We start from the raw sequence: 21,548 nt of genomic DNA, 5'->3' as shown, positions 1-21,548 counted from the left end.
GATCGCGGCCCGCCGGAGGTGCGAGCCGCTCGCGCCCGCGCCGGTGCCCCGACCTCGCTGCGGCCTCGGCGCGTCCAGTGCACGGGCGCTGCGGCCGAGGGACCGGAAGAGGGCTCAGCGACCCCCGAACGCCCCAGCTGCCGCACCGCCGCGGCGGTTCCCGCCGCGACGAGCAGGAGGCTGAGCACCATCGCCATGACCGGAGCGCTCACCAGCGACCCGCTCGGCCGTCGTCGTCGAAGCCCCCGGAGGGCGCCTGGTCGTAGCCGCCCAGATCGGCGCGGTGCTCTGCCTCGCGGGTGAAGCGGTCGTGCGCCTCGCGCATGATCCGCACCGCCTCCTCGGCAGAATCGGTCAGGCGCACCAGATCCGGATCATCTGGGGAGACCATCCCCTGCTCCACGAGCGAGCCGCGGATCCACTCGAGCAGCGGTGTCCAGAACGCGACGCCCATGAGCACCACCGGGAAGCGGGTCACCTTGCCGGTCTGGACCAGGGTCAGGCACTCGAAGAGCTCGTCCAGGGTCCCGAAGCCGCCGGGCAGGGCGATGAAGCCGTGGCTGTACTTGGCGAACATGGTCTTGCGCACGAAGAAGTACCGGAAGTTGATGCCCAGGTCGATGTAGGGGTTCAGGCTCTGCTCGTGCGGCAGCTCGATCCCCAGGCCCACGGACGGGGCCTCGACGTCGTGCGCGCCGCGGTTGGCCGCCTCCATGATGCCGGGACCGCCGCCGGTGATCACGGTGTAACCGGCGCGGCCCAGCGCCCGGCCGACCTCACGGGCCAGGTCGTAGTCGGCGGCGCCCTCGGGCACGCGCGCCGAGCCGAAGACGGTCACCGCCGGCCCCAGCCGGGCCAGGGTGTCGAAGCCGTCGACGAACTCCGACTGGATCCGCATGATCCGCCAGGGGTCCGTGCGGGTGAAGTCGTCGTCGTGACCGAAGTCCTGGGGCCCGCCCTGCTCCAGCAGCCGCTGATCCGAGGTCCGACGGTGGGCCTCGCGGCCGCGCAGGACGATGGGCCCCTTGAAGCGCGAGGGTCTGGTGGCGGGGCGCTCGGCCGAGGAGGAGACGGGCTGGTCCTCGCCCGGGAGGTCCTGTGCGGACTCGCGGCGGTCGCTGGCGCGGGGGTCGCTGTGACTCATGACCCCAGGCTATGCCCTAGGACAGCCAGCTCAGCAGGACCCGGCGGCACTGACGGATCGCCTCGGCCGAGACGTGCTCGTCGTCCGTGTGGGCCAGCAGGGCGTCTCCGGGGCCGAAGTTCACGGCCGGCACGCCCATGGCCGAGAAGCGGGCCACGTCGGTCCAGCCGTACTTGGGCTTGGGCTCCTGCCCGACGGCTGCCACGAAGGCCGCCGCAGACGCCCGGTCCAGCCCGGGGCGTGCCGCCGGGGAGAGGTCCACGAACTCCAGCTCATGGCCCGGGAACAGCTCCCGGCAGTGCTGCTGGGCCTGCTCGAGGGTCTTGTCCGGGGCGAAGCGGTAGTTGATCTCGACCGAGGCCGCGTCCGGGATCACATTGCCCGCGGTGCCCCCGCTGATGCGGATCGCGTTGAGCCCCTCCCGGTACGCCAGCCCCTCGACCTCGATCGTTGCCGGCTCGTAGTCGGCCAGCACGGACAGCACGTCGGCGAGCTTGTGGATCGCGTTGTCCCCGCGCCAGGCCCGGCCCGAGTGCGCGGCCAGTCCCTGCGGGGCGATCACGAAGCGCAGCGTGCCGTTGCAGCCGCCCTCGACCGTGCCGTCGGTGGGCTCGAGCAGCACCGCGAAGTCCGCCTGCAGCAGGTCCGGGACGCTGCGCTCCAGACGGGCCAGCCCGGACTTGGCCGAGTCGACCTCCTCGTGGTCGTAGAAGACGTAGGTGATGTCCCGGTTCGGCTCGCTCAGCTGTGCGGCCAGACCCAGCTGCACCGCCACCCCGCCCTTCATATCGGTGGCTCCGCGGCCGTAGAGGGTCAGGTCCCCGTCCTCGTCGGAGCCCGACCACGACGACGGCACGGTCCCTCGCGAGCCCTCGGCCGTGGGAAGCGGGACCGTGTCCAGATGACCGGCCAGCACGACCCGCTCCGCCCGGCCCAGCTCGGTGCGCGCGATGATCGCATCGCCGTCGCGGTGCACGCTCAGGTGCTCCAGCCCCCGCAGCGCCTCCTCGACCAGGTCCGCCAGCGGCGTCTCGTGATCGGACACGGACTCGACATCGATCAGCGCGGCCGTGAGCTGCGCGGGATCCGCGGCCAGGTCCAGGGCCTGCGGGCGTCCTTCGGGGCTCGAGGGGGATTCGGTGGCGGCAGGTGACTCGGGGCTCGACATGACGCCACCATATCGGCCGACGCGCAAGCCCCGGCCCCTGCGCTGACCGGCCCTATCCGTAGGATGGGCACCATGACTTCAGCCACCCCTGCCCCCAGCAACAACGAGACCCGCCACGCGGCCGGCATCGGCCTGGCCAGCGTCGTCGCCGAGGGCCCCCGCGCCGGGACGGTCCTGGACGTCTGGTACCCAGCCCCCGTCCTGGGCCAGGAGCCCGACCGCTCGCTGGACGGCGACCTCCGCCGTTCCGCGCTGCCGGATGCCGATCGCAATGTCACGGTCGAGGTCGTGGACCGCGTGATCGACCTGGACGCCGCTCCGGTCGATGCCGCCGATGTCTACCTGCGCCTCCATCTGCTCTCCCACCGCCTGGTGCAGCCCCACTCGATCAACCTCGACGGCGTGTTCGGCCTGCTGGCTAACGTGGCCTGGACCGACCGCGGCCCCGTGCTGGCCGAGGAGCTGAACCTGGCCCGCCTGCGCATGCGCTCCACCGGTCACGTCAGCGTGCTGTCCGTGGACAAGTTCCCGCGCATGGTCGACTACGTCGTGCCCTCCGGCGTGCGCATCGGCGACGCCGACCGCGTGCGCCTGGGCGCCCACCTGGCCGAGGGCACCACCGTCATGCACGAGGGCTTCGTGAACTTCAACGCCGGCACGCTCGGCTCTGCCATGGTCGAGGGCCGCATCTCCGCCGGCGTGGTCGTGGGGGATCACACCGACATCGGCGGCGGCGCCTCGATCATGGGCACGCTCTCCGGCGGCGGCAAGCAGCGCATCCGCCTGGGCGAGCGCGTGCTGCTCGGCGCCAATGCCGGCGTGGGCATCTCCATGGGCGATGACTGCATCGTCGAGGCCGGCCTCTACCTCACCGCCGGAACGCGGGTGCAGGTGCTCGAGGACAGCGCGCAGGGGGCCAGCACCGTCAAGGCGCTCGACCTGTCCGGGGTGTCGAACCTGCTCTTCCGACGCAACTCCACCAGCGGCGCCGTCGAGGCCCTGCCTCGCGGGGGCCGCACGGTGGAGCTGAACGACGCCCTGCACAAGAACTGATCTGCGCGCGCCGGAGCCGGGCTGGCTCCGGCGCGCTCCACCGCGCCCTGTTCATCGGGGGCTGGGCGCAACGCATCCAGCTGAAGGAGAGACATCCGCATGCGCATCCTTGTCACCGGGGGGACCGGGTACATCGGCTCGCACACCGTCCTGGCACTGCTCCAGGCCGAGCACGACGTCATCGTGCTCGACAACCTGGCCAACTCGTCGAAGACGAGCCTCGAGCGCGTCCACCAGCTCGCCGGCCGGGAAGTGCTGGGCTTCGAGGAGGTCGACCTGCTCGATCAGCCGGGGCTGAACCGCGTGTTCGAGCAGTGGAAGCCGGAGGCCGTCATCCACTTCGCCGGTCTGAAGGCCGTGGGCGAGTCCAATGAGAAGCCGCTGTGGTACTACTCCAACAACGTGGGCGGCACGCTGAACCTGCTGCACGCCATGGAGGACAGCGGCTGCCGCACCATCGTCTTCTCCTCCTCCGCGACCGTCTACGGCGACGTCGAGACCATGCCCCTGACCGAGAAGGTCGACAAGGACGCGACCAACCCGTACGGGCGCACCAAGGAGCAGATCGAGGACATCCTCGCGGACATCGCCGCCTCCGACGATCGCTGGAACGTGGCTCTGCTGCGCTACTTCAACCCGGTGGGCGCCCACGAGTCCGGGATCATCGGCGAGGACCCCACGGGCATTCCCAACAACCTCATGCCGTTCGTCGCCCAGGTGGCGGTCGGACGCCGGGAGAAGCTGATGGTCTTCGGCGGCGACTACCCCACGGCCGACGGCACCGGCGTGCGCGACTACATCCACGTGGTCGACCTGGCCGACGGCCACGTCCGCGCCCTCGAGTGGCTGGCACGCAACGGCGGCGCCAAGATCTGGAACCTCGGCACGGGCCGCGGCTACTCCGTGCTCGAGGTCCGCGAGGCCTTCGAGAAGGCCTCCGGGGTCGAGATCCCCTACGAGATCGTCGACCGCCGCCCCGGCGATGTGGCGATCAACTATGCCGACCCCGCCTCCGCCCTGGCGGATCTGGGCTGGTCCGCCGATCGCGACATGGACACCATGTGCCGCGACCACTGGAACTGGCAGAAGAACAACCCCATGGGCTACGCCTCCTGAAGCCACCCCGCCCAGAGTGCGCGAGTGGTCACGACGACGGCGGGCCGCCTCCCAGCTCGGGAGGCGGCCCGCCGTCGTCGCAGCGCGGTGCACCGTGGTAAGTGCCAGTTCAGAGGGCCGATGGCTGCCGGCAGGACGCCCTCTCCACCATGCGCACCGGCAGCACCTCGTCGCGGCAGGCGGCGTGCGCTCCCCCGGTCTGCCCGAGCCTCTGCAGGATCAGGCGGGCGGCCCTGCGTCCGATCTCCTCCGGGTCCTGGGCGACGGCGCACACCGGCGGCGTCAGCGATTCGGCCATGGGGAAGTCGCCGAAGGACACGAGCGCCATGGGGCGGTGCTGCAGCGCCGGGACGAGCAGCATGCTGGCCCGCGCGCTCGACGAGAAGACGGCGCTCGGCGGATCATCGGCCTGCACCAGTTCCGCCACGGCGCGCTCGGCGGAGCCCCGGTCGATGACCCCCAGGCGGATGAGGTCTCTCGAGGTCGGCAACCCGGCCCGGCGCGGCGGGCGCCTCGTCGGCCAGGTATGACTGATCGCCGGAGATCGGCGCGATGATGACACCGCTGGGGGCGCGTCGCAGCACGGAGCGGATCAGCTCCGGCTCTCGCGCCGGATCCTCGCCCAGGCTTGTGACTGAGGTGCACATGTCCGCCCCGTGCGCCTCCTCGTCTGCGGCGCGCACGATCGCCGCGAAGAACGGGTCGAGCAGATCAGGGACCGCTAGGCTGATCATCGGCGAGCGCCCGGAGCGGAAGGCCTTGGCCATCGGGTTGGGCACGTAGTCGAGCTCGGCCATGGCGCGCAGGACCCGCTCGCGCGCCTCCGGTCGGACCTGGGGGTCGTCGTTGAAGACCCGCGAAACGGTCTTCTGGCTGACCCTGACATGGGCCGCAACCTCCCGCATGGTCGTCATCTCCGGTCTCCTCCTCAGCCGGGCAGACAGCGTGACTCATTGAAGCAGAAGAAGACCTGAGCACGATTCAGCGGCTCGTGTAGCCCCCGTCGATCGGCAGGCACACGCCGCTGATCAGCGCGGCGTCCGAGCTGAGGAGGAAGACGATGGGGCCGGCGATCTCGTCCTCGGTGGCCCAGCGGCCCAGGGGCATCTGCTCCAGGAACGGTCCTTCGATCTCCGGACGGCCCCAGTACCAGGCCGACATCGGCGTCATCACCACGGTGGGGTTCACGCTGTTGACCCGGATGCCGTGCTCGCCGAGCTCCAGGGCACTGACCCGGGTGATGTTGTCCATGGCCGCCTTGGAGGACCCGTAGGCGATGTGACCGGCCAGCCCCACCAGGCTGGCCTGGCTGGACACGTTCACGATCGCTCCGCCCCATCCGCCGCAGTTGACGACCCCGTCCAGATCGCGACCCTCGATGGCCGTCCGGATGAAGTCCTCCTCGGTGAGCTCGAAGGGCAGCGGCCGGGCGCCGGTCTCCTCCGCGAGCGCCGCAAGCGCCTGCTCGTCGCGCCCGGCGGCCAGGACCGTCGCGCCCTCTTTCCGCAGCCTGCGCACGGTGGCGCCGCCGATCCCTCCGCTGGCTCCGGTGACGAGGACGGTGCGTCCGCTGAAGCTGTCCCTGATGGCTCTCCTGCCGGTCGATGTGCGGGGCGCTTCGGTGAGCCGTCACGTCGGGCACCGATGTGATGGGCGGCAGTCCAACACGGAACGACTCCGGTGTCATGTGTTCTATGTCATAGTTGACTCCGGAGTCAGACCCTCATAGCGCCCCGGAGCAGCACCTGACGAGGGGCATCGCCCAGGACCGCCGATCGGGCGGGACGGCGTGGGGATGGGGAGGAGCCTGCGATGGAGCACGGATCAGCACCCCCGGGCGCGAGCGTCCGGGCCGAGCCGACCTTGGCCGAGATGCACCGGCGCGCGGAGGAGCTCGTCGCTTCCGGCAACCGCCGCATCCTCGGCATCACGGGCCCGCCGGGAGCCGGCAAGTCGACCGTGTGCCGATCGCTGCTGCAGCACCTCGGCTCCCAGGCCGTCGTGGTCGAGATGGACGGCTTCCACCTGGCCGATGCCGAGCTGGAGCGCCTCGGCCGGAGGCAGCGCAAGGGAGCCCCGGACACCTTCGACGTCTCCGGCTTCGCCGCCCTCCTGTCCCGGCTGCGCGAGCAGCCCGAGCCGGTCGTCTACGCGCCGCGCTTCGACCGAGGCCTGGAGGCGGCCATCGCCGGCTCCACCCCCGTCGCACGGGACGTTTCCCTCGTCATCACGGAGGGCAACTACCTCCTGCACGACCAGGACGGATGGGAGCAGATCTCGGCGCTGCTGGACGAGTGCTGGTTCCTGGACGTCCCGCCATCCGAGCGCGAGCGCCGCCTGGTCGAGCGCCGGCTGATGCACGGCGACGATCCCGAGCACTCCAGGCACTGGGTGACGACGGTGGATCAGGTCAACGGACAGCTGGTGGACAGGTCCAGGCCCCGCGCCCATCGGATCTTCTGAGCCGAGCCCCGCTGTCACGGGGCGCACAGCCCTGCTGCGCCCCCGGTCCCCTGCTTCCCAGCCATTCCGCCCGCTGCGGATGCATCCCCCGATGAACCCCGCACCGTCCTGACAGCCGTCGGGATCCACCCACCCATCCGCCCGAGCCGCGCTCGGAGAGTCCCTGACAGGGGAAGATCACATGTCCACACCATCGGAAACCTCGCATGACAATGTCACCGCTTCCCGCGGGGCCAACGGACTCGTCATCCGCAGCGCCATCGTCGCCGCGCTGGGCGGTCTGCTCTTCGGCTTCGACACCGCCGTCATCTCGGGAACCACCGGCTCGTTGCAGCGGGTGTTCGACCTCGGCGGATTCGGACTGGGATTCACCGTCGCCACCGCTCTGATCGGCACCGTGATCGGCGCGCTGTTCGCCGGGATCCCCGCCGACAGGTTCGGACGCAAGAACGTGCTCTTCGCCATCGGCGCCCTGTACTTCGTCTCCGCGATCGGCAGCGGCGTCGCCTCCGAGTCCGTCGCCGGATGGTGGTTCTTCATGGTCGCCCGGTTCGTGGGAGGACTCGGCGTGGGGGCCGCCAGCGTGGTCGCGCCGATCTACACATCGGAGATCTCACCGGCCCGACTGCGAGGCCGGCTGGTGGGGCTCGTGCAGTTCAACGTGGTGCTCGGCATCCTGCTGGCCTACCTCTCGAACTGGCTGGTCGCGCAGACCCTCAGCGAGACGATTGCCTGGCGCTGGATGTTCCTCGTGGAGGCAGCCCCGGCCCTCGTGTTCTTCCTCCTGGTCTTCACGCTTCCCGAGAGCCCGCGCTGGCTGCACGCCAAGGGCCAGCAGGACAGGGCTCTGAGCGTGCTGGCCAGGCTGACCCGTTCGGAGCGCGAGCTGGCTGCGGAGACGGCCGAGCTCGAGCACTCCGCGGAGGCCGAGCTGTCCATGCCCCACGAGAAGCTGTTCTCCAGGCGCTACCGCAAGGTGATCCTGCTCGCCATCGCCATCGCCGCGTTCAACCAGCTCTCGGGGATCAACGCGGTGCTGTACTACGCCCCGGCCATCTTCGAGATGGCCGGAGCGAGCGGCGACGTGGCCCTGCTGCAGTCGATCGTGGTGGGACTCGTCAACCTCGTCGCCACGATGGCCGCGCTCGTGGTCATCGACCGCTTCGGCAGGCGCCGTCTCATGCTCGTGGGATCCATCGGCTACGTGATCTCCCTGGGTGCCGTGACCGCCGCCTTCTTCACCGGGGGCCCCGAGGCAGGGATGAGCTCGGGGGCATCGGCCCTCGTCCTCGCTGGACTGATCCTCTTCATCGCCGCCCATGCCTTTGGCCAGGGCTCCGTCATCTGGGTGTTCATCTCCGAGATCTTCCCCAACCGGGTGCGGGCCAAGGGCCAGGCGCTGGGCAGCTTCACGCACTGGTTCTTCGCCGCTGTCACCTCCTGGACGTTCCCCGGCGTGGCGGCGACCTTCGGCGGCGGGGCCGCCTTCCTCATCTTCCTGGTGTGCATGGTGGGCCAGCTCATCTGGGTCCTGAAGGTCATGCCCGAGACCAAGCAGGTGCCCCTCGAGGAGATGGCGGACACGCTGAGCCTGCCGAAGGCCATCGCGAAGGAAGGGTGATCGGCCTTCCGGATACGACGACGGCGGGCCGCCTCCCAGCTCGGGAGGCGGCCCGCCGTCGTCTCAAAGGCCTGCTCGGTGAGCGGCGCGGGCCCGGGAGCCTCAGCAGCCCGCGCCCGCGCGTCCGATCACTTGGTGGGGTAGTCGCGCGCGCCCTCGCCCACGTAGAGCTGGCGCGGACGCCCGATCTTGGTCTCGGGGTCCTGGACCATCTCGCGCCACTGGGCGATCCAGCCCGGCAGGCGCCCGATCGCGAACAGCACCGTGAACATGCGCTCCGGGAAGCCCATGGCCTTGTAGATCAGGCCGGTGTAGAAGTCGACGTTCGGGTAGAGCTTGCGCTCCACGAAGTAGTCGTCCGCCAGGGCCTTCTCCTCCAGGCGCATGGCGATGTCGAGCATCTCGTTGTCGCCGCCCAGGCGCTCCAGGATGTCGTGGGCGTAGCCCTTGATGATCTTGGCGCGGGGATCGTAGTTCTTGTAGACGCGGTGCCCGAAGCCCATGAGCTTCACGCCGTCTTCCTTGTTCTTGACCTTCTCCATGAAGTCCTCGGGCGACAGGCCCTGGTTCTGGATCTGGTCGAGCATGGCCAGCACGGCCTCGTTGGCGCCGCCGTGCAGCGGGCCGTAGAGGGCGTTGATGCCGGCGGAGACCGAGGCGAACATGTTGGCCTCGGAGGAGCCCACCAGGCGCACGGTGGAGGTCGAGCAGTTCTGCTCGTGATCCGCGTGCAGCATCAGCAGGATATCCAGGGACTTGGCCAGCGCGGGGTCGATCTCGAGGTCCTCGGCCGGGACGCCGAAGCACATGCGCAGGAAGTTCTCCGCGTAGGACAGCTCGTTGCGCGGGTAGAGCATGGGCTCGCCGATGGACTTCTTGTAGGCGTAGGCCGCCAGCGTGGGCACCTTGGCGAGCAGGCGGATCGTGGAGATCTCGACGTGCTGGGGATCGTGCGGATCCAGCGAGTCGGCATAGAACGTGGACAGCGCCGAGACCGCGGAGGACAGCACCGGCATGGGGTGGGCCGAGCGCGGGAACCCGTTGAAGAACATCTTCAGGTCCTCGTGGACCATGGTGTGGGTGGTGACCCGGTGCACGAAGTCCTCGTACTGCTCTTGCGTGGGCAGCTCGCCGTAGATCAGCAGGTAGGCGGTCTCCAGGAAGTTGGAGTGCTCCGCGAGCTGCTCGATCGGGTAGCCGCGGTAGCGCAGAACGCCGTTCTCGCCGTCGATGTAGGTGACCGCCGAACGCGCGTTCGCGGTGTTCATGAAGCCGGGGTCATAGGTGACCGCACCGGTCTCCTTGCGCAGGGCGCCGATCCCGATGCCCTCGTTGCCCTCGGTGGCACCCAGGACGGGCAGCTCGAGGGGCGCGCCCTCGGAGATGCTCAGCTGGGCCGTGCGGCCGTCCTTGCCGGACTCGGTCATGGGTCTCCTCCATAGTCTGTGAGCCCATGGGGCTCACCTGGTCCCGTTGCGCACCGGTCTTCTGCGGGGCGTCGGGTCATGGGAGCCGGCGACGTCGCTGTCGCGCGGCGGCAGGTCAAGGGGCGTGTGCAGACACGCCATCGGATGCCAATCTACCCGTACGTCGCCCGCCCCCGCCAATCTGGGACGCGCCTCGCGAGCCCTCGGCGGGGCCCGGCCGCAACTCAGTCGGCGGCGGCCTGCAGCCTGGCGACGGCGGCGTCCATCCGCTCGTCGGAGGCCGTCAGCGCGATCCGGATGAAGCCTGCCGCGGCGTCTCCGTAGAAGACCCCGGGGCCCACCACGATGCCCAGCTCGGCGAACTGACGGACCAGGTCCCATGTGTCCTGCTCCGTGCGGCCGTCGCGCCGGCACCACAGGTAGAGCCCGGCCTCCGAGTGCTCGATGCTCAGCCCGAACGCCTCGACGGCTCGGCGCAGACGATCGCGACGAGCCCGGTACAGCGCCTTCTGCGCGACCACGTGGGCGTCGTCGTCGAGCGCGGCGCGCATGGCCGCCTGCACGGGGGCCGGCACGATCATGCCCGCGTGCTTGCGGGAGTTCACGAGCCCGGCGACGATCTGGGCGTCGCCGGCCACGAAGGCCGCGCGGTAGCCCGCGAGGTTCGACTGCTTGGACAGGGAGTAGACCGACAGCAGGCCCGTGAGATCGCCTCCGGACACGCGCGGATCCAGCACCGAGGGCACGGCCTGGCCGTCCTCCTCGCGATCCCACTCGCCCCAGCCCAGCTCGGCGTAGCACTCGTCCGAGGCCACGACCGCACCCAGCTCGCGAGCCCTCTCCACCGTGGCGCGCATGGCCTCGGCGTCGGCGACCGCACCCGTGGGATTGCCCGGCGAGTTCAGCCAGATCAGGCGGACCCGCTCCAGCACGTCCTGTGGCAGCTCCGAGAGATCATCTGCGGCCACGTGCTCCGCACCGGCCAGCTGCGCCCCGATGTCGTAGGTGGGGTAGGCGGCCGAGGGACGCACGACGACGTCCCCGGCGCGCAGTCCCAGCAGCAGGGGCAGCCAGGCCACGAGCTCCTTGGAGCCGACCGTGGGCATGATCTGCTCGGGGTCCAGTCCGGGCACGCCGCGACGGCGGTCGTACCAGCGGGCGATGGCCTCGCGCAGCGCGGGGGTGCCGTGGGTGGTCGGGTAGCCGGGGGCGTCGGAGGCCGCGGCCAGCGCGTCCTGGACCACCAGCGGCGTGGGGTCCACGGGCGTGCCGATCGACAGATCGACGGTCCCCTCCGAGTGCTCGGCGGCGATCCGCCGGTACGGGGCCACCGACTCCCAGGGGTACTCGGGCAGGTCCAGGCCGAAGGCGCGGGGCTGCTGAGTCACGGGACTCAGTCCTGGTTCTGCGGGGGCAGGGCGGCGATGCCCGGGTGGTCCTTGCCGGTGTTGCCCAGGCGGGCGGCGCCGCCGGGCGAGCCGAGGTCGTCGAAGAACTCGACGTTGTACTTGTAGTACTCGGCCCACTCGTCCGGGGTGTCGTCCTCGTAGTAGATGGCCTCGACGGGGCACACGGGCTCGCAGGCTCCGCAGTCCACGCACTCGTCGGGGTGGATGTAGAGGCTGCGCTCGCCCTCGTAGATGCAGTCGACGGGGCACTCTTCCACGCAGGCCTTGTCCTTGACATCGACACAGGGCTGAGCGATCACATAAGTCATGGTGGCGACGGTCCTTTCTCGCGGAGTTCTCCGCCCATTCTACGGGCGAGCGCCCGGTGGCCCGCCCCGCGCGTCATACGCCGATACTGTGAGGCCCATGACGTCCCAGCCTCAGCAGGACCCCGCACGGAGCATCGCCCTGAGCCGCTTGGCCGGCGCAGCGCTCGGCACCCGGTTCAGCGTGCGCTATGCGCTGCCGACCGGGGACCCGTCCGGCAAGGGACGCACGGACGCGATCGGCACGCTCGTCTGCCGGCACGACGATCCCCCCGCCGTGACCCTGCAGACGCGCAGCGGGCAGGTGCTGATCCCGCTCGAGCTCGTCAGGCTCGCCCGCGAGGTCCCGCCTCCGGTGCCGCGCCGACGGCCCCGCTGACGTCCTCAGGGCTGACGAGCGGCTCGGCGTCGAAGGCCTCCGCGGCCTGCTCCGCCAGGTCCCGGCGCACCGCCGCACGACGCCGACGCCACCAGCGACCCACCAGGACCACCGAGACCAGCGTGACCACCAGGATGCCGCCGAACCACAGCAGCCCGGCCAGCCCGATCGTCGAGGTGGTCGATAGGACCACGAGCGGCGAGTCCTGACGGCCGAAGGCCAGCACGAAGGCGGCTGCGTAGGCCACGATCCCGGGCACCGCGGCGGCCCAGATGCGCCGCGTGGTGGTCCCCGACCACACCGACAGGCTCAGCAGGAGGGCCAGCGCCAGCGGGGCGCCCCACGGGATCCACACGCCGTCGCCGAAGCGGGCGATGTTGCCGTGCACCGCCGTGCCGACCACGCCCGCCAGCATGCCGCTGACGATCGCGATGGTCGCCGAGACCGGCACGGACGCCTGATCCACCGACGAACGGCCGCGTCTGCGGCCCTGCTCATCCCATTCGCCGTTCATCGAGCAGGCTCCCGCGGCGCGAGCCTGGCGGCGTCGCCTCCGATGAGACGGAAGGTCTCGGCCTGCGGCATGGTCTGCGGCACCCGGTTCGAGAGCTCGTAGCGCGGATTCGCCGGATCATCGCCCGTCTCGATCTGGGTGGCATGGGCGCGCATGGCCGCGTGGCGGGCGGCGCGCGAGGCCTCGTCGGCGCGCACCACAGCCTGCGGGCGCTCGTCCTGCGGATCCGGCTGGCCCTCGATCGCCCAGGCCAGAGGCCTCAGGGCCGGCTCAGCGCCGGACTCGTCCTCGAGCAGCTCGAGCGCCCGGGCCAGCACGCGCGCGGTGCGCACGTGATCGGGGTGGCCGTAGCCGCCGTCGTCGTCATAGCTCAGGACCGCATGCGGGCGGATCTCGCGCAGCGCCGCGGCCACGTGGGCGGCGGCCTGATCCACGCCGGCCGCCGTGAGCGCCTTCGGCGAGACGTCCTCGGCGGGCTGGGCCCGGCCGTCGGGGCCCCAGGACATGCCGGAGTCCATGAAGCGGTCCCCGCCGCCCGGGAAGCCCGTCTGGGCGTCCAGGGCGGGCGACTGGCCCGCGTAGACGTGGTGCTGCACGCCCAGGGCACGGCAGGCCGCGGCCAGCTCGCCCTCGCGATAGGCGCCCAGGGCGGTGCCGCCGTCGTGGTTGTCCGGGTGCCCGACCTCCAGGTGGGCCAGCTCCGGGATCATCACCTCGCCGCGCTCCCCGCGGGTCATGGTGATCAGGTGGACCTGCGCCCCGGCCTGGGCCAGCGAGGCCAGGGCCAGCCCGGAGACCAGGGTCTCGTCGTCGGGATGCGCGTGCACGGCCACCACGCGGGCCTGCTCGGGGGCCGTGCCGCGCGGCAGCAGCGAGTCCACGGCATCCGGGCGGATCAGCGTGCCGGGCAGCGGGTACGACGGCGGCGCCGAGGTCTCCCCCGGCGCCGTCGACTCATGGTGCTGATCAGGCACGGTTGCGCTGGCGCGCCTGGCGCACGCGCTCGTTGGACTCCAGGATCACCTTACGGATGCGGATGGCCTCCGGGGTGACCTCCACGCACTCGTCCTCGCGGGCGAACTCGAGGCACTCCTCCAGCGTCATCTGGCGCGGCGGGGTGAGGTTCTCGAAGTTGTCGGCCGCGGCCGAGCGCATGTTGGTGAGCTTCTTCTCCTTGGTGATGTTCACCTCCATGTCATCGGCGCGCGCGTTCTCGCCGATGACCATGCCCTCGTAGACCTCCTCGGTCGGCTTCACGAAGATCGTGCCGCGCTCCTGGAGGTTGATCATGGCGAACGGGGTGGCCACACCGGCGCGGTCCGAGATCATGGAGCCGTTGGTGCGGTATTCGATCGGGCCGAACCAGGGCTCGAAGCCATCGGAGTAGGACGAGGCGATGCCCGCGCCGCGGGTCTCCGTCATGAAGGTCGTGCGGAAGCCGATCAGACCGCGGGCGGGCACCACGAACTCCATGCGCACCCAGCCGGTGCCGTGGTTCGTCATGGTCTCCATGCGGCCCTTGCGGGTGGCCATGATCTGGGTGATCGCACCCAGGAACTCGTCCGGGGTGTCGATGGTCATGCGCTCGACCGGCTCGTGGACCTTGCCGTCGATCTCGCGGGTGACGACCTGCGGCTTGCCGACCGTGAGCTCGAAGCCCTCGCGGCGCATCTGCTCCACCAGGATCGACAGGGCGAGCTCGCCGCGGCCCTGGACCTCCCAGGCGTCCGGGCGCTCGGTCGGCAGCACGCGCAGCGACACGTTGCCCACGAGCTCCTTGTCCAGGCGGTCCTTGACCTGGCGGGCGGTGACCTTGGCGTTCTTGACGCGACCGGCCATGGGCGAGGTGTTGATGCCGATGGTCATGGAGATCGCGGGATCGTCGACCGTGATGACCGGAAGCGGCTTGGGGTTCTCGGGATCGGTCAGCGTCTCGCCGATCGTGATGTCCTCGATGCCCGCCACAGCCACGATCTCGCCGGGGCCAGCCGACTCGGCCGGGACGCGGTCCAGGCCCTTGGTGGCCAGCAGCTCGGAGATGCGCACGTTCTTCAGGGAGCCGTCCTTGCGCGCCCAGGCCACAGTCTGGCCCTTCTTCAGCGTGCCCGAGAAGATGCGCAGCAGGGCCAGGCGGCCCAGGAACGGCGAGGCGTCCAGGTTGGTCACGTGGGCCTGCAGCACGCCGTCGTCCTCGTAGGACGGAGCCGGGATGTGCTCCATGATCGTCTTGAACAGCGGCTCGAGGTCCTCGCTGGCCGGCAGGTTGCCGTCGCCGGGGAACTCGGTGTCGGCGCGGCCGGCCTTGCCGGAGGCGTAGACGACCGGGACGTCGAGCACGGCGTCCAGGTCCATGTCCGGGTAGTCCTCGGCGATATCGGAGGCCAGGCCGAGCAGCAGGTCCATGGTCTCGGAGACGACCTCCTCAGCACGGGCGTCGGGGCGATCGATCTTGTTGACGACCACGATCACCGGCAGCTTGGCCTCGAGGGCCTTGCGCAGCACGAAGCGGGTCTGCGGCAGCGGCCCCTCGGAAGCGTCCACGAGCAGCACGACGCCGTCGACCATGGACAGGCCGCGCTCGACCTCGCCGCCGAAGTCGGCGTGGCCCGGGGTGTCGATCACGTTGATGGTGATGACCTCGCCGTTCGCCGACGGGCCCTCGTAGAACACCGTGGTGTTCTTGGCGAGGATGGTGATGCCCTTCTCGCGCTCGAGATCGCCCGAGTCCATGACGCGCTCGGCGACCTCGCCGTGCTCGGAGAACGTGTTCGTCTGCCGGAGCATGGCGTCGACGATCGTGGTCTTGCCGTGATCCACGTGGGCCACGATCGCGACGTTGCGGAGGTCGGTGCGCTGGGCAGTGCTCATACGAGTGGGGTCTCTCTTCAGACGATGGCGTGCTCCCGCCCCTTCTGCCAGGACGGTGCTCGGTTCCGGCCCGTGGCCGGCGGGGGTCGCGACGAGGGTCGCGGAAGTCCGCCGACGAGTCTAGCGCGCAAGTCCAACCCCTCCCCCGGGACGTCGCGCACCTCACACGCCGATGTCGCCGTCGCAGCGCTCGCACGCCGCTCGGCCCGTCGCCGGCACCCGCTCCGGCACCGGCCCCGCACATCGAGGGACGACGCCTGCGCCCCGGCTCGGCCTCCACACGGACAGCTCGCGGAGGACGCCGTCGACGTTTCGGTAAACCCTGGGCGCACGCCGCAGCGTCATCAGGTTCCCCAGCCCCTTGCAGGGCGCATCTTCGCTCGCCCGGAGGCGATGGCCGTCGGCCTCACTTCGCGGCAGCTGCGAGCGCCCTACTACGAGCGCGTGGCCTCGGGGATCTGGCGATCCCTGAGGCCATCGGCGGCCTCCGCCCAGCCAGACGCCCGAGCCGAACTGATCCAGCTCGCCCGGGCACAGCGCGAAGCCATGCCCGACCATGCCGTCAGCCACCAGTCGGCGGCCGTGCTCTGGGGCTTCCGCCGGCGCTGCGCAGTCTGCAGCTGCTCGAGCGCGACCTGAGCGAGCTCGCGGGGACCAGGGGACGGCGTGCTGTGCTGCGAGCCCTGGAGCGAGCGCGGTGGGACGTCGCGGTGGGACGTGTGCGGCAGTACGGCTCGGGACAGAACGCAGCCGAGGACGCACGTGATCCGGTGCGGGTCACAGGCCCCGGAAGGACTCCACGATCTCGGCGGCGGGGCGGGCTCGGCACGCGGGGAAGCCCGTGCCGGCCCACAGGTGCACCAGCTCCCGCTTCCCCGCAGCAGCCGCGGCCTTGCGGATCGGCGACGTCAGCGAGTTGACCTGCGGATAGCCCGCGATCTCGTGCTCAGCCATCGCCTCGGTGAACGGCGTGGACAGCGCCCGAGCAGGTCGACCGGAGAACGCGCGCGTCACCACGGTCTGCGCCGACGACGGATCGCCCGCCGCAGCCAGCACTGCCTCCCGATGGACCGCCCCGGTGCCGGCCTCCTCGGCGGCGAGGAAGAGGGTGCCCACCTGCACGGCGTGGGCCCCCGTTTCCAGCAGCCGAGACGCGTCCGCGCGGAAGGAGATGCCGCCCGCCGCGATGACCGGCAGCTGCGGATGGGACGACGCCAGCGCCGCCAGCGTCTGCTCCAGCAGCTCCGGAAGCGGGGTGGTCCCCGGCGCAGTGTCCTGCGCGAGCGTGAAGCGATGCCCGCCGGCGTCGGGGCCCTGCAGGACCAGGGCGTCGGGGCCGAAGGCCGCGGCCTCCACCGCCTCCTCGGACGAGGACACCGACAGCAGCACAGTCGTGCCCGCATCCTGCAGCGCCCGGATCGTGGCCGCCGGCGGCAGGCCGAAGGTGAAGCTCACGACAGGCACCGGATCCTCGACCAGCAGGGCGATCTTCTGATCCCAGCCGTCGTCCGAGTAGTCGGGAAGCGGGCGCGCCGCGGCCTGCTCCCCCATCTCGGCATCGAGCGCAGCGACCGCCTGCACCCACCGCGAGCGGAAGTCCGCGAGCTGCTGCGTATCGGTGGGCGAGGACTCCGCCACGAACACGTTGACACCGAACAGACGGTCGACGTCACGCAGCCCCGAGCGCACCGCCGCGATCTGCTCGGCGAGCGCCTCGGCCGACTGATACCCGGCAGCCAGCATCCCCAGTCCGCCGGCGCGCGCGACCGCGACCACCAGCTCCGGACTCGACGGCCCGCCGGCCATGGGCGCTGCGATCAGCGGCACCTCGAGGGCATCGAGTGCGAACGGACGGGCGGCCGGAGCATCCATCGACATGGAGGGACCTTTCAGGCGAGTAGCGTGGTGGCTGATCGAACGTGCCGAGAATCACTCTAGGGGCCACGCCATGGAGCCAGGATGCTGAGCGATCTCTCGTGGGCCGCTCTGGTGCTGGCTGCCGCGGCGATCCTGATCGGCTCCGCGCTGCAGCGGCTCTCGGGCACCGGCGTGGGGCTGGTGGTGACCCCGGTGCTCTCCCTGCTGCTCGGACCCGTGGCCGGGGTGCTGCTGACGAATGCGGTCACCACCGTCTCCGGATTCACGATCATGCTCTCGGTCCGCAAGCGCGTGGACTGGCGCCGCGCGGGGATCGTGGTCGCCGCTGCCCTGCCGGGGGCGGTTCTGGGCGCTCTGCTGGTGCTGTGGCTGGAGGCCTCCTGGCTGCAGATCGGCATCGGCGTGCTGGTGCTCATCGCCCTGTCGCTCACCGTCGCCACGCCGGAACTGCCGCATGTCACGAATCGCGCCGCGCTGCCCGTGGCCGGAGCTGTCGGCGGCCTGCTGAACACCACCGCAGGAGTGGCCGCCCCGGCCATGGTCATCGTCTCGCGGCTCACCCGCTGGGAGCAGAAGGCGTTCGCGGCGTCGCTGCAGCCGATCTTCATGTCCATGGGACTGATGTCGGTCGTGCTCAAGTCCCTGATGGGCGCCACCGGAGACCAGGGACTGCCCCCGTGGTGGGTCCTGCCCGCGGTGATCGCCCTGGTGCTCGGCGGGGTGGGAGTCGCCGCCGCCCTCGAGTCCCGAGTGACGCCCGAGCGCGCCCGCACGCTGGCGCTGGTCCTCGCCGGTCTCGGCGGGGCGGCCGCCGTGGTCAAGGGAGTGCTCGGGCTGCTCTGAACGACGACGGCCACCCAGCAGTCCGCCGGAGGCCGCACCGGAGCCCGCGACCACGACCGACGCCCCAGGACGTCATACCCCGGGATGACCTGACAACTGCCCCGAATAGGCCGTCGGTCCGATGTGCCGCAGGCCTGGAGGGCGCAGTCTTGGACCATGAGCACATCGCCTGAGTCATCTGCCCCGTCCGGTCACACCCACGAAGCCATCCCGCACACTCCCTGGCAGCCCCCGCGGGAGCTCGCGGTGGCCGCCCGGAACGTCTCCAAGACCTACGGCGACGGCGAGCTGACCGTCACCGCCCTGGACTCCGTCTCCCTGGACATCGAGCGAGGGACCTTCACCGCGGTCGTCGGGCCCTCGGGCTCCGGCAAGTCGACCCTCGTGCACTGCCTGGCGGGCCTGGACTCCCCCGACCGTCGCCCGGAGACCTCCATCGTGGTGGGCGGCCGGGACATCGTCTCCCTCAACGACAAGGAGCTCACCGAGTTCCGTCGCGAGCACGTGGGCTTCGTGTTCCAGGCCTTCAACCTGGTCCCCGTGCTCACCGCGCGGCAGAACATCGAGCTGCCCCTGAGCCTGGCCGGGCACCGGCCCGATCCCGAGCTGCTGGCCCGGATCACCGACAGCCTCGGTCTCACAGAGCGCCTGGACCACCGCCCCGACGAGCTCTCGGGCGGTCAGCAGCAGCGCGTGGCGATCGCCCGCGCGCTGATCACGAGCCCGGACGTCATCATCGCCGACGAGCCCACCGGAGCCCTGGACACCGACACCACCACCCAGGTCCTGCAGCTGCTGGCCGACACCGTCCACCAGCAGGGCCACACGGTCGTCGTCGTGACCCACGACCCCCGTGTGGCGGACTTCGCGGACCGCACCGTGCGCGTGCAGGACGGGGCGATCGTCTCGGACGAGTCCCGCGCCGGCCGCCCGGTCGCCGACGGCAGCAGGGCAGGGGGTGTGCGCTGATGCGCCGCATCGTCCTGAGCCGACTGCGCCTGCAGTGGACGCGGTACGTGCTGATCCTGCTGGCGATCGCCGTCTCGGCCGCCTTCGCGACCGGGTCGCTGATGCTCGGCACGACCATGCAGCACTCGATGGTCTCGACCATCGCCGACTCGACCCGCAACGCGGATCTGGTGGTGAGCGAGGACTGGGAGAACAGCACCTATGCAGAGACCGAGGAGACCGAGGCCTCCGATGCCGAGGACCCCGAGTCCCTGTACGGGGCGGACTACATCTCCAGCGGAGACATCAATCAGCTGCAGGACATCGACGGCGTGGAGACGGTGTGGGCCCCGACCGGCACCGCCGTCGACGTCGAATCGAACGACAGCTCCTCCCCGGTCCTCTACATCGGCACCGCCCCGGAGGATCCCCAGATCTTCCCCTGGGAGCTCGACGAGGGCTCCATGCCCCAGGGCGAGAACGAGATCGCGCTGAACACCAAGCGCGCCGAAGACCTCGGCGTGGGCGTCGGCGACACGATGACCCTGTCCTCCCCCTCCCCGGAGGAGCAGGGCATCTCGGGTGCCGAGACCTACCCCACCGGCGAGGACGCCGAAGTCACCGTCACGGGCATCGTGGGGGCCGAGTCCAGCGTCGACACGTACAACGGGTGGGTCTCCCCCGAGGTGATGAGCACCATCTCCCCGTTCGACACCGACATGCTGCCGGTCTCCTCCAGCACCCAGATCGCCCTGGCCGACGGCGCGGACCTGGAGACCGTGCGCGCGAACATCCAGGATCAGCTCGAGTCCCTGCCCGGCGACACCGCCTTCCTGGTGCAGACCCCGCAGGAGCAGACCGAGGACGCCCTCGAGGACATGGCCGGTGCCGCCGCAGGCCTGTCCGCCTTCCTGCTGGCCTTCGCCATGCTGGCCGTGCTGGTGGCCTTCCTGGTGATCACCACGACCTTCGGAGTGCTCACGGCCCAGCGGGCCCGCGAGCTGGCGCTGCTGCGCTGCCTGGGTGCCACCGGCGGCCAGATCCAGCGCTCGGTGCTGCTCGAGGCGCTCGTGCTCGGGCTCGTCTCCTCGGCGATCGGTGTAGCGGCGGTGGTCGGTGCGGGCTTCGCGCTCGAGCCGCTGCTTCCCGCCACCGCCCCGATCGACGTCGCCGTGGCCCCCAAGGACATCGTCCTGGGCCTGGTGATCGGCATCCTGGTGACCGTGCTGGCCTCGCTCGGGCCCGCGCGCCGGGCCATGGGCGCCTCTCCCCTGGACGGCATGCGCGGCTCCCGTCGCGCCGAGCGGATCCCGTGGGTGCGCTCCGGCTTCGGGCTGCTCGTGCTGATCCCGTCGGCCCTCGTCCTGGCCTGGGCAGCCTTCACCCACGACCACCCGGCGGTGGGCGTCGTGAGCGGCATCGGCGCAGGCGTGGGCCTGATCCTCACCTCGCGGCTGTGGATGCCGGCGATCGTCGGCGTGCTGGGACGGATCCTGCCCGGCGGCGTCCCGTCACGGCTGGCAGCCGCGAACGCGATCCGCCACAAGTCCCGCACCACGACGACGGCCACCGCACTGCTGATCGGCATCACGCTGGTGACCACCGTGCTCACCGGCAACGCCGTGGCGCAGAGGTCGGTGCTCGACGACCTGGACCGCTCCATGCCGGTGGACATCACCGTCTCCCAGCAGGTGGACCAGGACACCCTGCAGCAGATCGAGGACATCGACTCGGTCGTCTCGGTCGAGGAGACCGATGACGCCGTGGAGGTGGATCTCGAGCGCGGCATCGGCTCCACGGAGACCACGACCGCAGCACAGGAGATCGCCGAGCTCACGGACACCGAGGCCTACGAGATCGCGGCGAACGGCATGCAGAAGGCCGTGATGGTCGACATCCTCAACGTGATGCTCTGGGTTGCGCTGGGCCTGCTGGCCGCCGCCGTGGCGGTCTCCGTCCTGGGCATCACGTCCACGATGTCGCTGTCGGTGCTGGAGCGCACGCGGGAGAACTCGCTGCTGCGGGCCCTGGGGCTCTCACGCGCTCAGCTGGGCGCCATGATCCGCCGCGAGGCGCTGGTCATCTCCGCCGCGGCCGGCGTCGCGGGAGCGGTGGCCGGCTGGCTGCTGGGCACCGGTGTGGTCTCCGCGATGGTCACCGACACCATCCCCGTGGCGATCACGGTTCCGTGGGGCGGTCTGCTCGCGGTGGCGATCGGCGTGCTCGTCGTGGCCCTGGTGTCCTCGGCCCTGCCGGCCCGCCGCGCCACACGGGTGGCCCCCGTGGAGGGTCTGGCATCGTTGGACTGATCCGGTCCGCGTCCGCGACCGGGGCCCGATCCGTCGGGTCCCGGCCGCGGACGTTGCCCTGAGCGCTCTCCGCTGTCCTGTCGACGCGGCCGCCTCGAGGCCC

The 21,548-nt window shown here is 70.9% G+C and carries 20 protein-coding genes; 8 read left to right on the top strand and 12 right to left on the bottom strand.

Annotated elements, in window-relative coordinates:
• Positions 1-208: 208 nt before the first annotated feature.
• Positions 209-1,144 (bottom strand): LOG family protein, encoded by a 936-nt coding sequence (locus tag FFS25_RS03765; protein WP_137801967.1) that lies wholly within the window; start codon positions 1,142-1,144, stop codon positions 209-211.
• Positions 1,145-1,160: 16 nt separating this feature from the next.
• Positions 1,161-2,312 carry a succinyl-diaminopimelate desuccinylase gene (gene dapE, locus FFS25_RS03760; protein ID WP_249933758.1) on the bottom strand — a complete coding sequence of 384 codons (1,152 nt, stop codon included), beginning with the start codon at positions 2,310-2,312 and terminating at the stop codon, positions 1,161-1,163.
• Between the two features lie 72 nt (positions 2,313-2,384).
• On the opposite strand from dapE, the gene dapD reads away from it, so the two are divergent.
• Together dapD and galE are read left to right on the top strand one after the other, a co-directional pair.
• A complete protein-coding gene (gene dapD, locus FFS25_RS03755) occupies positions 2,385-3,365 on the top strand; it encodes a 2,3,4,5-tetrahydropyridine-2,6-dicarboxylate N-succinyltransferase (RefSeq protein WP_137801966.1) in 981 nt (326 codons plus the stop codon).
• A 99-nt stretch (positions 3,366-3,464) separates the two neighbouring features.
• Positions 3,465-4,481 (top strand): UDP-glucose 4-epimerase GalE, encoded by a 1,017-nt coding sequence (gene galE, locus FFS25_RS03750; protein ID WP_137801965.1) that lies wholly within the window; start codon positions 3,465-3,467, stop codon positions 4,479-4,481.
• Between the two features lie 109 nt (positions 4,482-4,590).
• Here the strand turns inward: galE and FFS25_RS13525 are convergent, their stop codons facing one another.
• The 3 genes from FFS25_RS13525 to FFS25_RS03740 all read right to left on the bottom strand — a co-directional run bounded on the left by FFS25_RS13525 (position 4,591) and on the right by FFS25_RS03740 (position 6,068).
• The gene (locus FFS25_RS13525) at positions 4,591-4,908 is read right to left on the bottom strand and encodes a substrate-binding domain-containing protein (protein WP_212742710.1); all 318 of its coding nucleotides are present in this window, start codon (positions 4,906-4,908) and stop codon (positions 4,591-4,593) included.
• Positions 4,883-5,395: a LacI family DNA-binding transcriptional regulator gene (locus FFS25_RS13520; RefSeq protein WP_212742709.1), complete on the bottom strand. Its 513-nt coding sequence runs from the start codon at positions 5,393-5,395 to the stop codon at positions 4,883-4,885. Before FFS25_RS13520 ends, FFS25_RS13525 begins: the two co-directional genes overlap by 26 nt.
• Before the next feature lie 67 nt (positions 5,396-5,462).
• Positions 5,463-6,068, bottom strand: a complete 606-nt coding sequence (locus FFS25_RS03740; RefSeq protein ID WP_137801964.1) for an SDR family oxidoreductase — start codon at positions 6,066-6,068, stop codon at positions 5,463-5,465.
• A 225-nt stretch (positions 6,069-6,293) separates the two neighbouring features.
• Between FFS25_RS03740 and FFS25_RS03735 the strand changes: the two genes are divergently transcribed.
• Together FFS25_RS03735 and FFS25_RS03730 are read left to right on the top strand one after the other, a co-directional pair.
• Positions 6,294-6,944, top strand: a complete 651-nt coding sequence (locus FFS25_RS03735) for a nucleoside/nucleotide kinase family protein (protein WP_137801963.1) — start codon at positions 6,294-6,296, stop codon at positions 6,942-6,944.
• A 181-nt stretch (positions 6,945-7,125) separates the two neighbouring features.
• Positions 7,126-8,565 carry a sugar porter family MFS transporter gene (locus FFS25_RS03730; RefSeq protein WP_137801962.1) on the top strand — a complete coding sequence of 480 codons (1,440 nt, stop codon included), beginning with the start codon at positions 7,126-7,128 and terminating at the stop codon, positions 8,563-8,565.
• Between the two features lie 128 nt (positions 8,566-8,693).
• On the opposite strand, the gene FFS25_RS03725 is transcribed toward FFS25_RS03730, so the two are convergent.
• From FFS25_RS03725 to fdxA, 3 genes are all read right to left on the bottom strand, one after another.
• Positions 8,694-9,992, bottom strand: a complete 1,299-nt coding sequence (locus tag FFS25_RS03725) for a citrate synthase (RefSeq protein ID WP_137801961.1) — start codon at positions 9,990-9,992, stop codon at positions 8,694-8,696.
• A 224-nt stretch (positions 9,993-10,216) separates the two neighbouring features.
• Complete coding sequence (gene dapC, locus FFS25_RS03720) at positions 10,217-11,380, bottom strand: succinyldiaminopimelate transaminase (RefSeq protein ID WP_137801960.1); 1,164 nt, start codon at positions 11,378-11,380, stop codon at positions 10,217-10,219.
• 5 nt (positions 11,381-11,385) lie between these two features.
• On the bottom strand, positions 11,386-11,709 hold the full coding sequence (fdxA, locus tag FFS25_RS03715; RefSeq protein ID WP_006214921.1) for a ferredoxin: 324 nt from the start codon (positions 11,707-11,709) through the stop codon (positions 11,386-11,388).
• 97 nt (positions 11,710-11,806) lie between these two features.
• Here fdxA and FFS25_RS03710 point away from each other — a divergent pair, with 97 nt between their 5' ends.
• Positions 11,807-12,085 carry a putative acetyltransferase gene (locus FFS25_RS03710; protein WP_249933757.1) on the top strand — a complete coding sequence of 93 codons (279 nt, stop codon included), beginning with the start codon at positions 11,807-11,809 and terminating at the stop codon, positions 12,083-12,085.
• On the opposite strand, the gene FFS25_RS03705 is transcribed toward FFS25_RS03710, so the two are convergent.
• From FFS25_RS03705 to FFS25_RS03690, 4 genes are all read right to left on the bottom strand, one after another.
• Entirely contained in the window at positions 12,033-12,599 is a 567-nt protein-coding gene (locus FFS25_RS03705; RefSeq protein WP_137801959.1) for a hypothetical protein, read from the bottom strand. The two genes, FFS25_RS03710 and FFS25_RS03705, sit on opposite strands and share 53 nt — an antisense overlap.
• Positions 12,596-13,573, bottom strand: a complete 978-nt coding sequence (locus FFS25_RS03700; RefSeq protein WP_137801958.1) for a PIG-L family deacetylase — start codon at positions 13,571-13,573, stop codon at positions 12,596-12,598. The genes FFS25_RS03705 and FFS25_RS03700 overlap by 4 nt, the downstream gene beginning before the upstream one ends.
• Positions 13,566-15,467: a translational GTPase TypA gene (gene typA / locus FFS25_RS03695; protein ID WP_137801957.1), complete on the bottom strand. Its 1,902-nt coding sequence runs from the start codon at positions 15,465-15,467 to the stop codon at positions 13,566-13,568. Before typA ends, FFS25_RS03700 begins: the two co-directional genes overlap by 8 nt.
• A 777-nt stretch (positions 15,468-16,244) precedes the next feature.
• A complete protein-coding gene (locus FFS25_RS03690) occupies positions 16,245-17,345 on the bottom strand; it encodes an NAD(P)H-dependent flavin oxidoreductase (RefSeq protein ID WP_249933756.1) in 1,101 nt (366 codons plus the stop codon).
• A gap of 81 nt (positions 17,346-17,426) precedes the next feature.
• Between FFS25_RS03690 and FFS25_RS03685 the strand changes: the two genes are divergently transcribed.
• From FFS25_RS03685 to FFS25_RS03675, 3 genes are all read left to right on the top strand, one after another.
• Positions 17,427-18,188, top strand: coding sequence for a sulfite exporter TauE/SafE family protein (locus FFS25_RS03685; RefSeq protein ID WP_137801956.1), 762 nt, complete (start codon positions 17,427-17,429; stop codon positions 18,186-18,188).
• Positions 18,189-18,344: 156 nt separating this feature from the next.
• Positions 18,345-19,157 carry an ABC transporter ATP-binding protein gene (locus FFS25_RS03680; RefSeq protein ID WP_249933755.1) on the top strand — a complete coding sequence of 271 codons (813 nt, stop codon included), beginning with the start codon at positions 18,345-18,347 and terminating at the stop codon, positions 19,155-19,157.
• Positions 19,157-21,445 carry an FtsX-like permease family protein gene (locus FFS25_RS03675; protein WP_137801955.1) on the top strand — a complete coding sequence of 763 codons (2,289 nt, stop codon included), beginning with the start codon at positions 19,157-19,159 and terminating at the stop codon, positions 21,443-21,445. The genes FFS25_RS03680 and FFS25_RS03675 overlap by 1 nt, the downstream gene beginning before the upstream one ends.
• Positions 21,446-21,548 lie beyond the last annotated feature (103 nt).

It is taken from the genome of Kocuria sp. 2SI (assembly GCF_005502825.1).
Taxonomy (GTDB): domain Bacteria; phylum Actinomycetota; class Actinomycetes; order Actinomycetales; family Micrococcaceae; genus Kocuria; species Kocuria palustris.
Note: the sequence above shows the minus strand (reverse complement) of the source record. Positions and strands in the feature narration are given on the sequence as shown.

Coding starts and splice junctions, on each gene's coding strand:
- FFS25_RS03765 (WP_137801967.1), bottom strand. CDS start 1,144: ATGAGTCACAGCGACCCCCGCGCCAGCGACCGCCGCGAGTCCGCACAG.
- dapE (WP_249933758.1), bottom strand. CDS start 2,312: ATGTCGAGCCCCGAGTCACCTGCCGCCACCGAATCCCCCTCGAGCCCC.
- dapD (WP_137801966.1), top strand. CDS start 2,385: ATGACTTCAGCCACCCCTGCCCCCAGCAACAACGAGACCCGCCACGCG.
- galE (WP_137801965.1), top strand. CDS start 3,465: ATGCGCATCCTTGTCACCGGGGGGACCGGGTACATCGGCTCGCACACC.
- FFS25_RS13520 (WP_212742709.1), bottom strand. CDS start 5,395: ATGACGACCATGCGGGAGGTTGCGGCCCATGTCAGGGTCAGCCAGAAG.
- FFS25_RS03735 (WP_137801963.1), top strand. CDS start 6,294: ATGGAGCACGGATCAGCACCCCCGGGCGCGAGCGTCCGGGCCGAGCCG.
- FFS25_RS03730 (WP_137801962.1), top strand. CDS start 7,126: ATGTCCACACCATCGGAAACCTCGCATGACAATGTCACCGCTTCCCGC.
- FFS25_RS03725 (WP_137801961.1), bottom strand. CDS start 9,992: ATGACCGAGTCCGGCAAGGACGGCCGCACGGCCCAGCTGAGCATCTCC.
- fdxA (WP_006214921.1), bottom strand. CDS start 11,709: ATGACTTATGTGATCGCTCAGCCCTGTGTCGATGTCAAGGACAAGGCC.
- FFS25_RS03710 (WP_249933757.1), top strand. CDS start 11,807: ATGACGTCCCAGCCTCAGCAGGACCCCGCACGGAGCATCGCCCTGAGC.
- FFS25_RS03705 (WP_137801959.1), bottom strand. CDS start 12,599: ATGAACGGCGAATGGGATGAGCAGGGCCGCAGACGCGGCCGTTCGTCG.
- typA (WP_137801957.1), bottom strand. CDS start 15,467: ATGAGCACTGCCCAGCGCACCGACCTCCGCAACGTCGCGATCGTGGCC.
- FFS25_RS03690 (WP_249933756.1), bottom strand. CDS start 17,345: ATGTCGATGGATGCTCCGGCCGCCCGTCCGTTCGCACTCGATGCCCTC.
- FFS25_RS03685 (WP_137801956.1), top strand. CDS start 17,427: ATGCTGAGCGATCTCTCGTGGGCCGCTCTGGTGCTGGCTGCCGCGGCG.
- FFS25_RS03680 (WP_249933755.1), top strand. CDS start 18,345: ATGAGCACATCGCCTGAGTCATCTGCCCCGTCCGGTCACACCCACGAA.
- FFS25_RS03675 (WP_137801955.1), top strand. CDS start 19,157: ATGCGCCGCATCGTCCTGAGCCGACTGCGCCTGCAGTGGACGCGGTAC.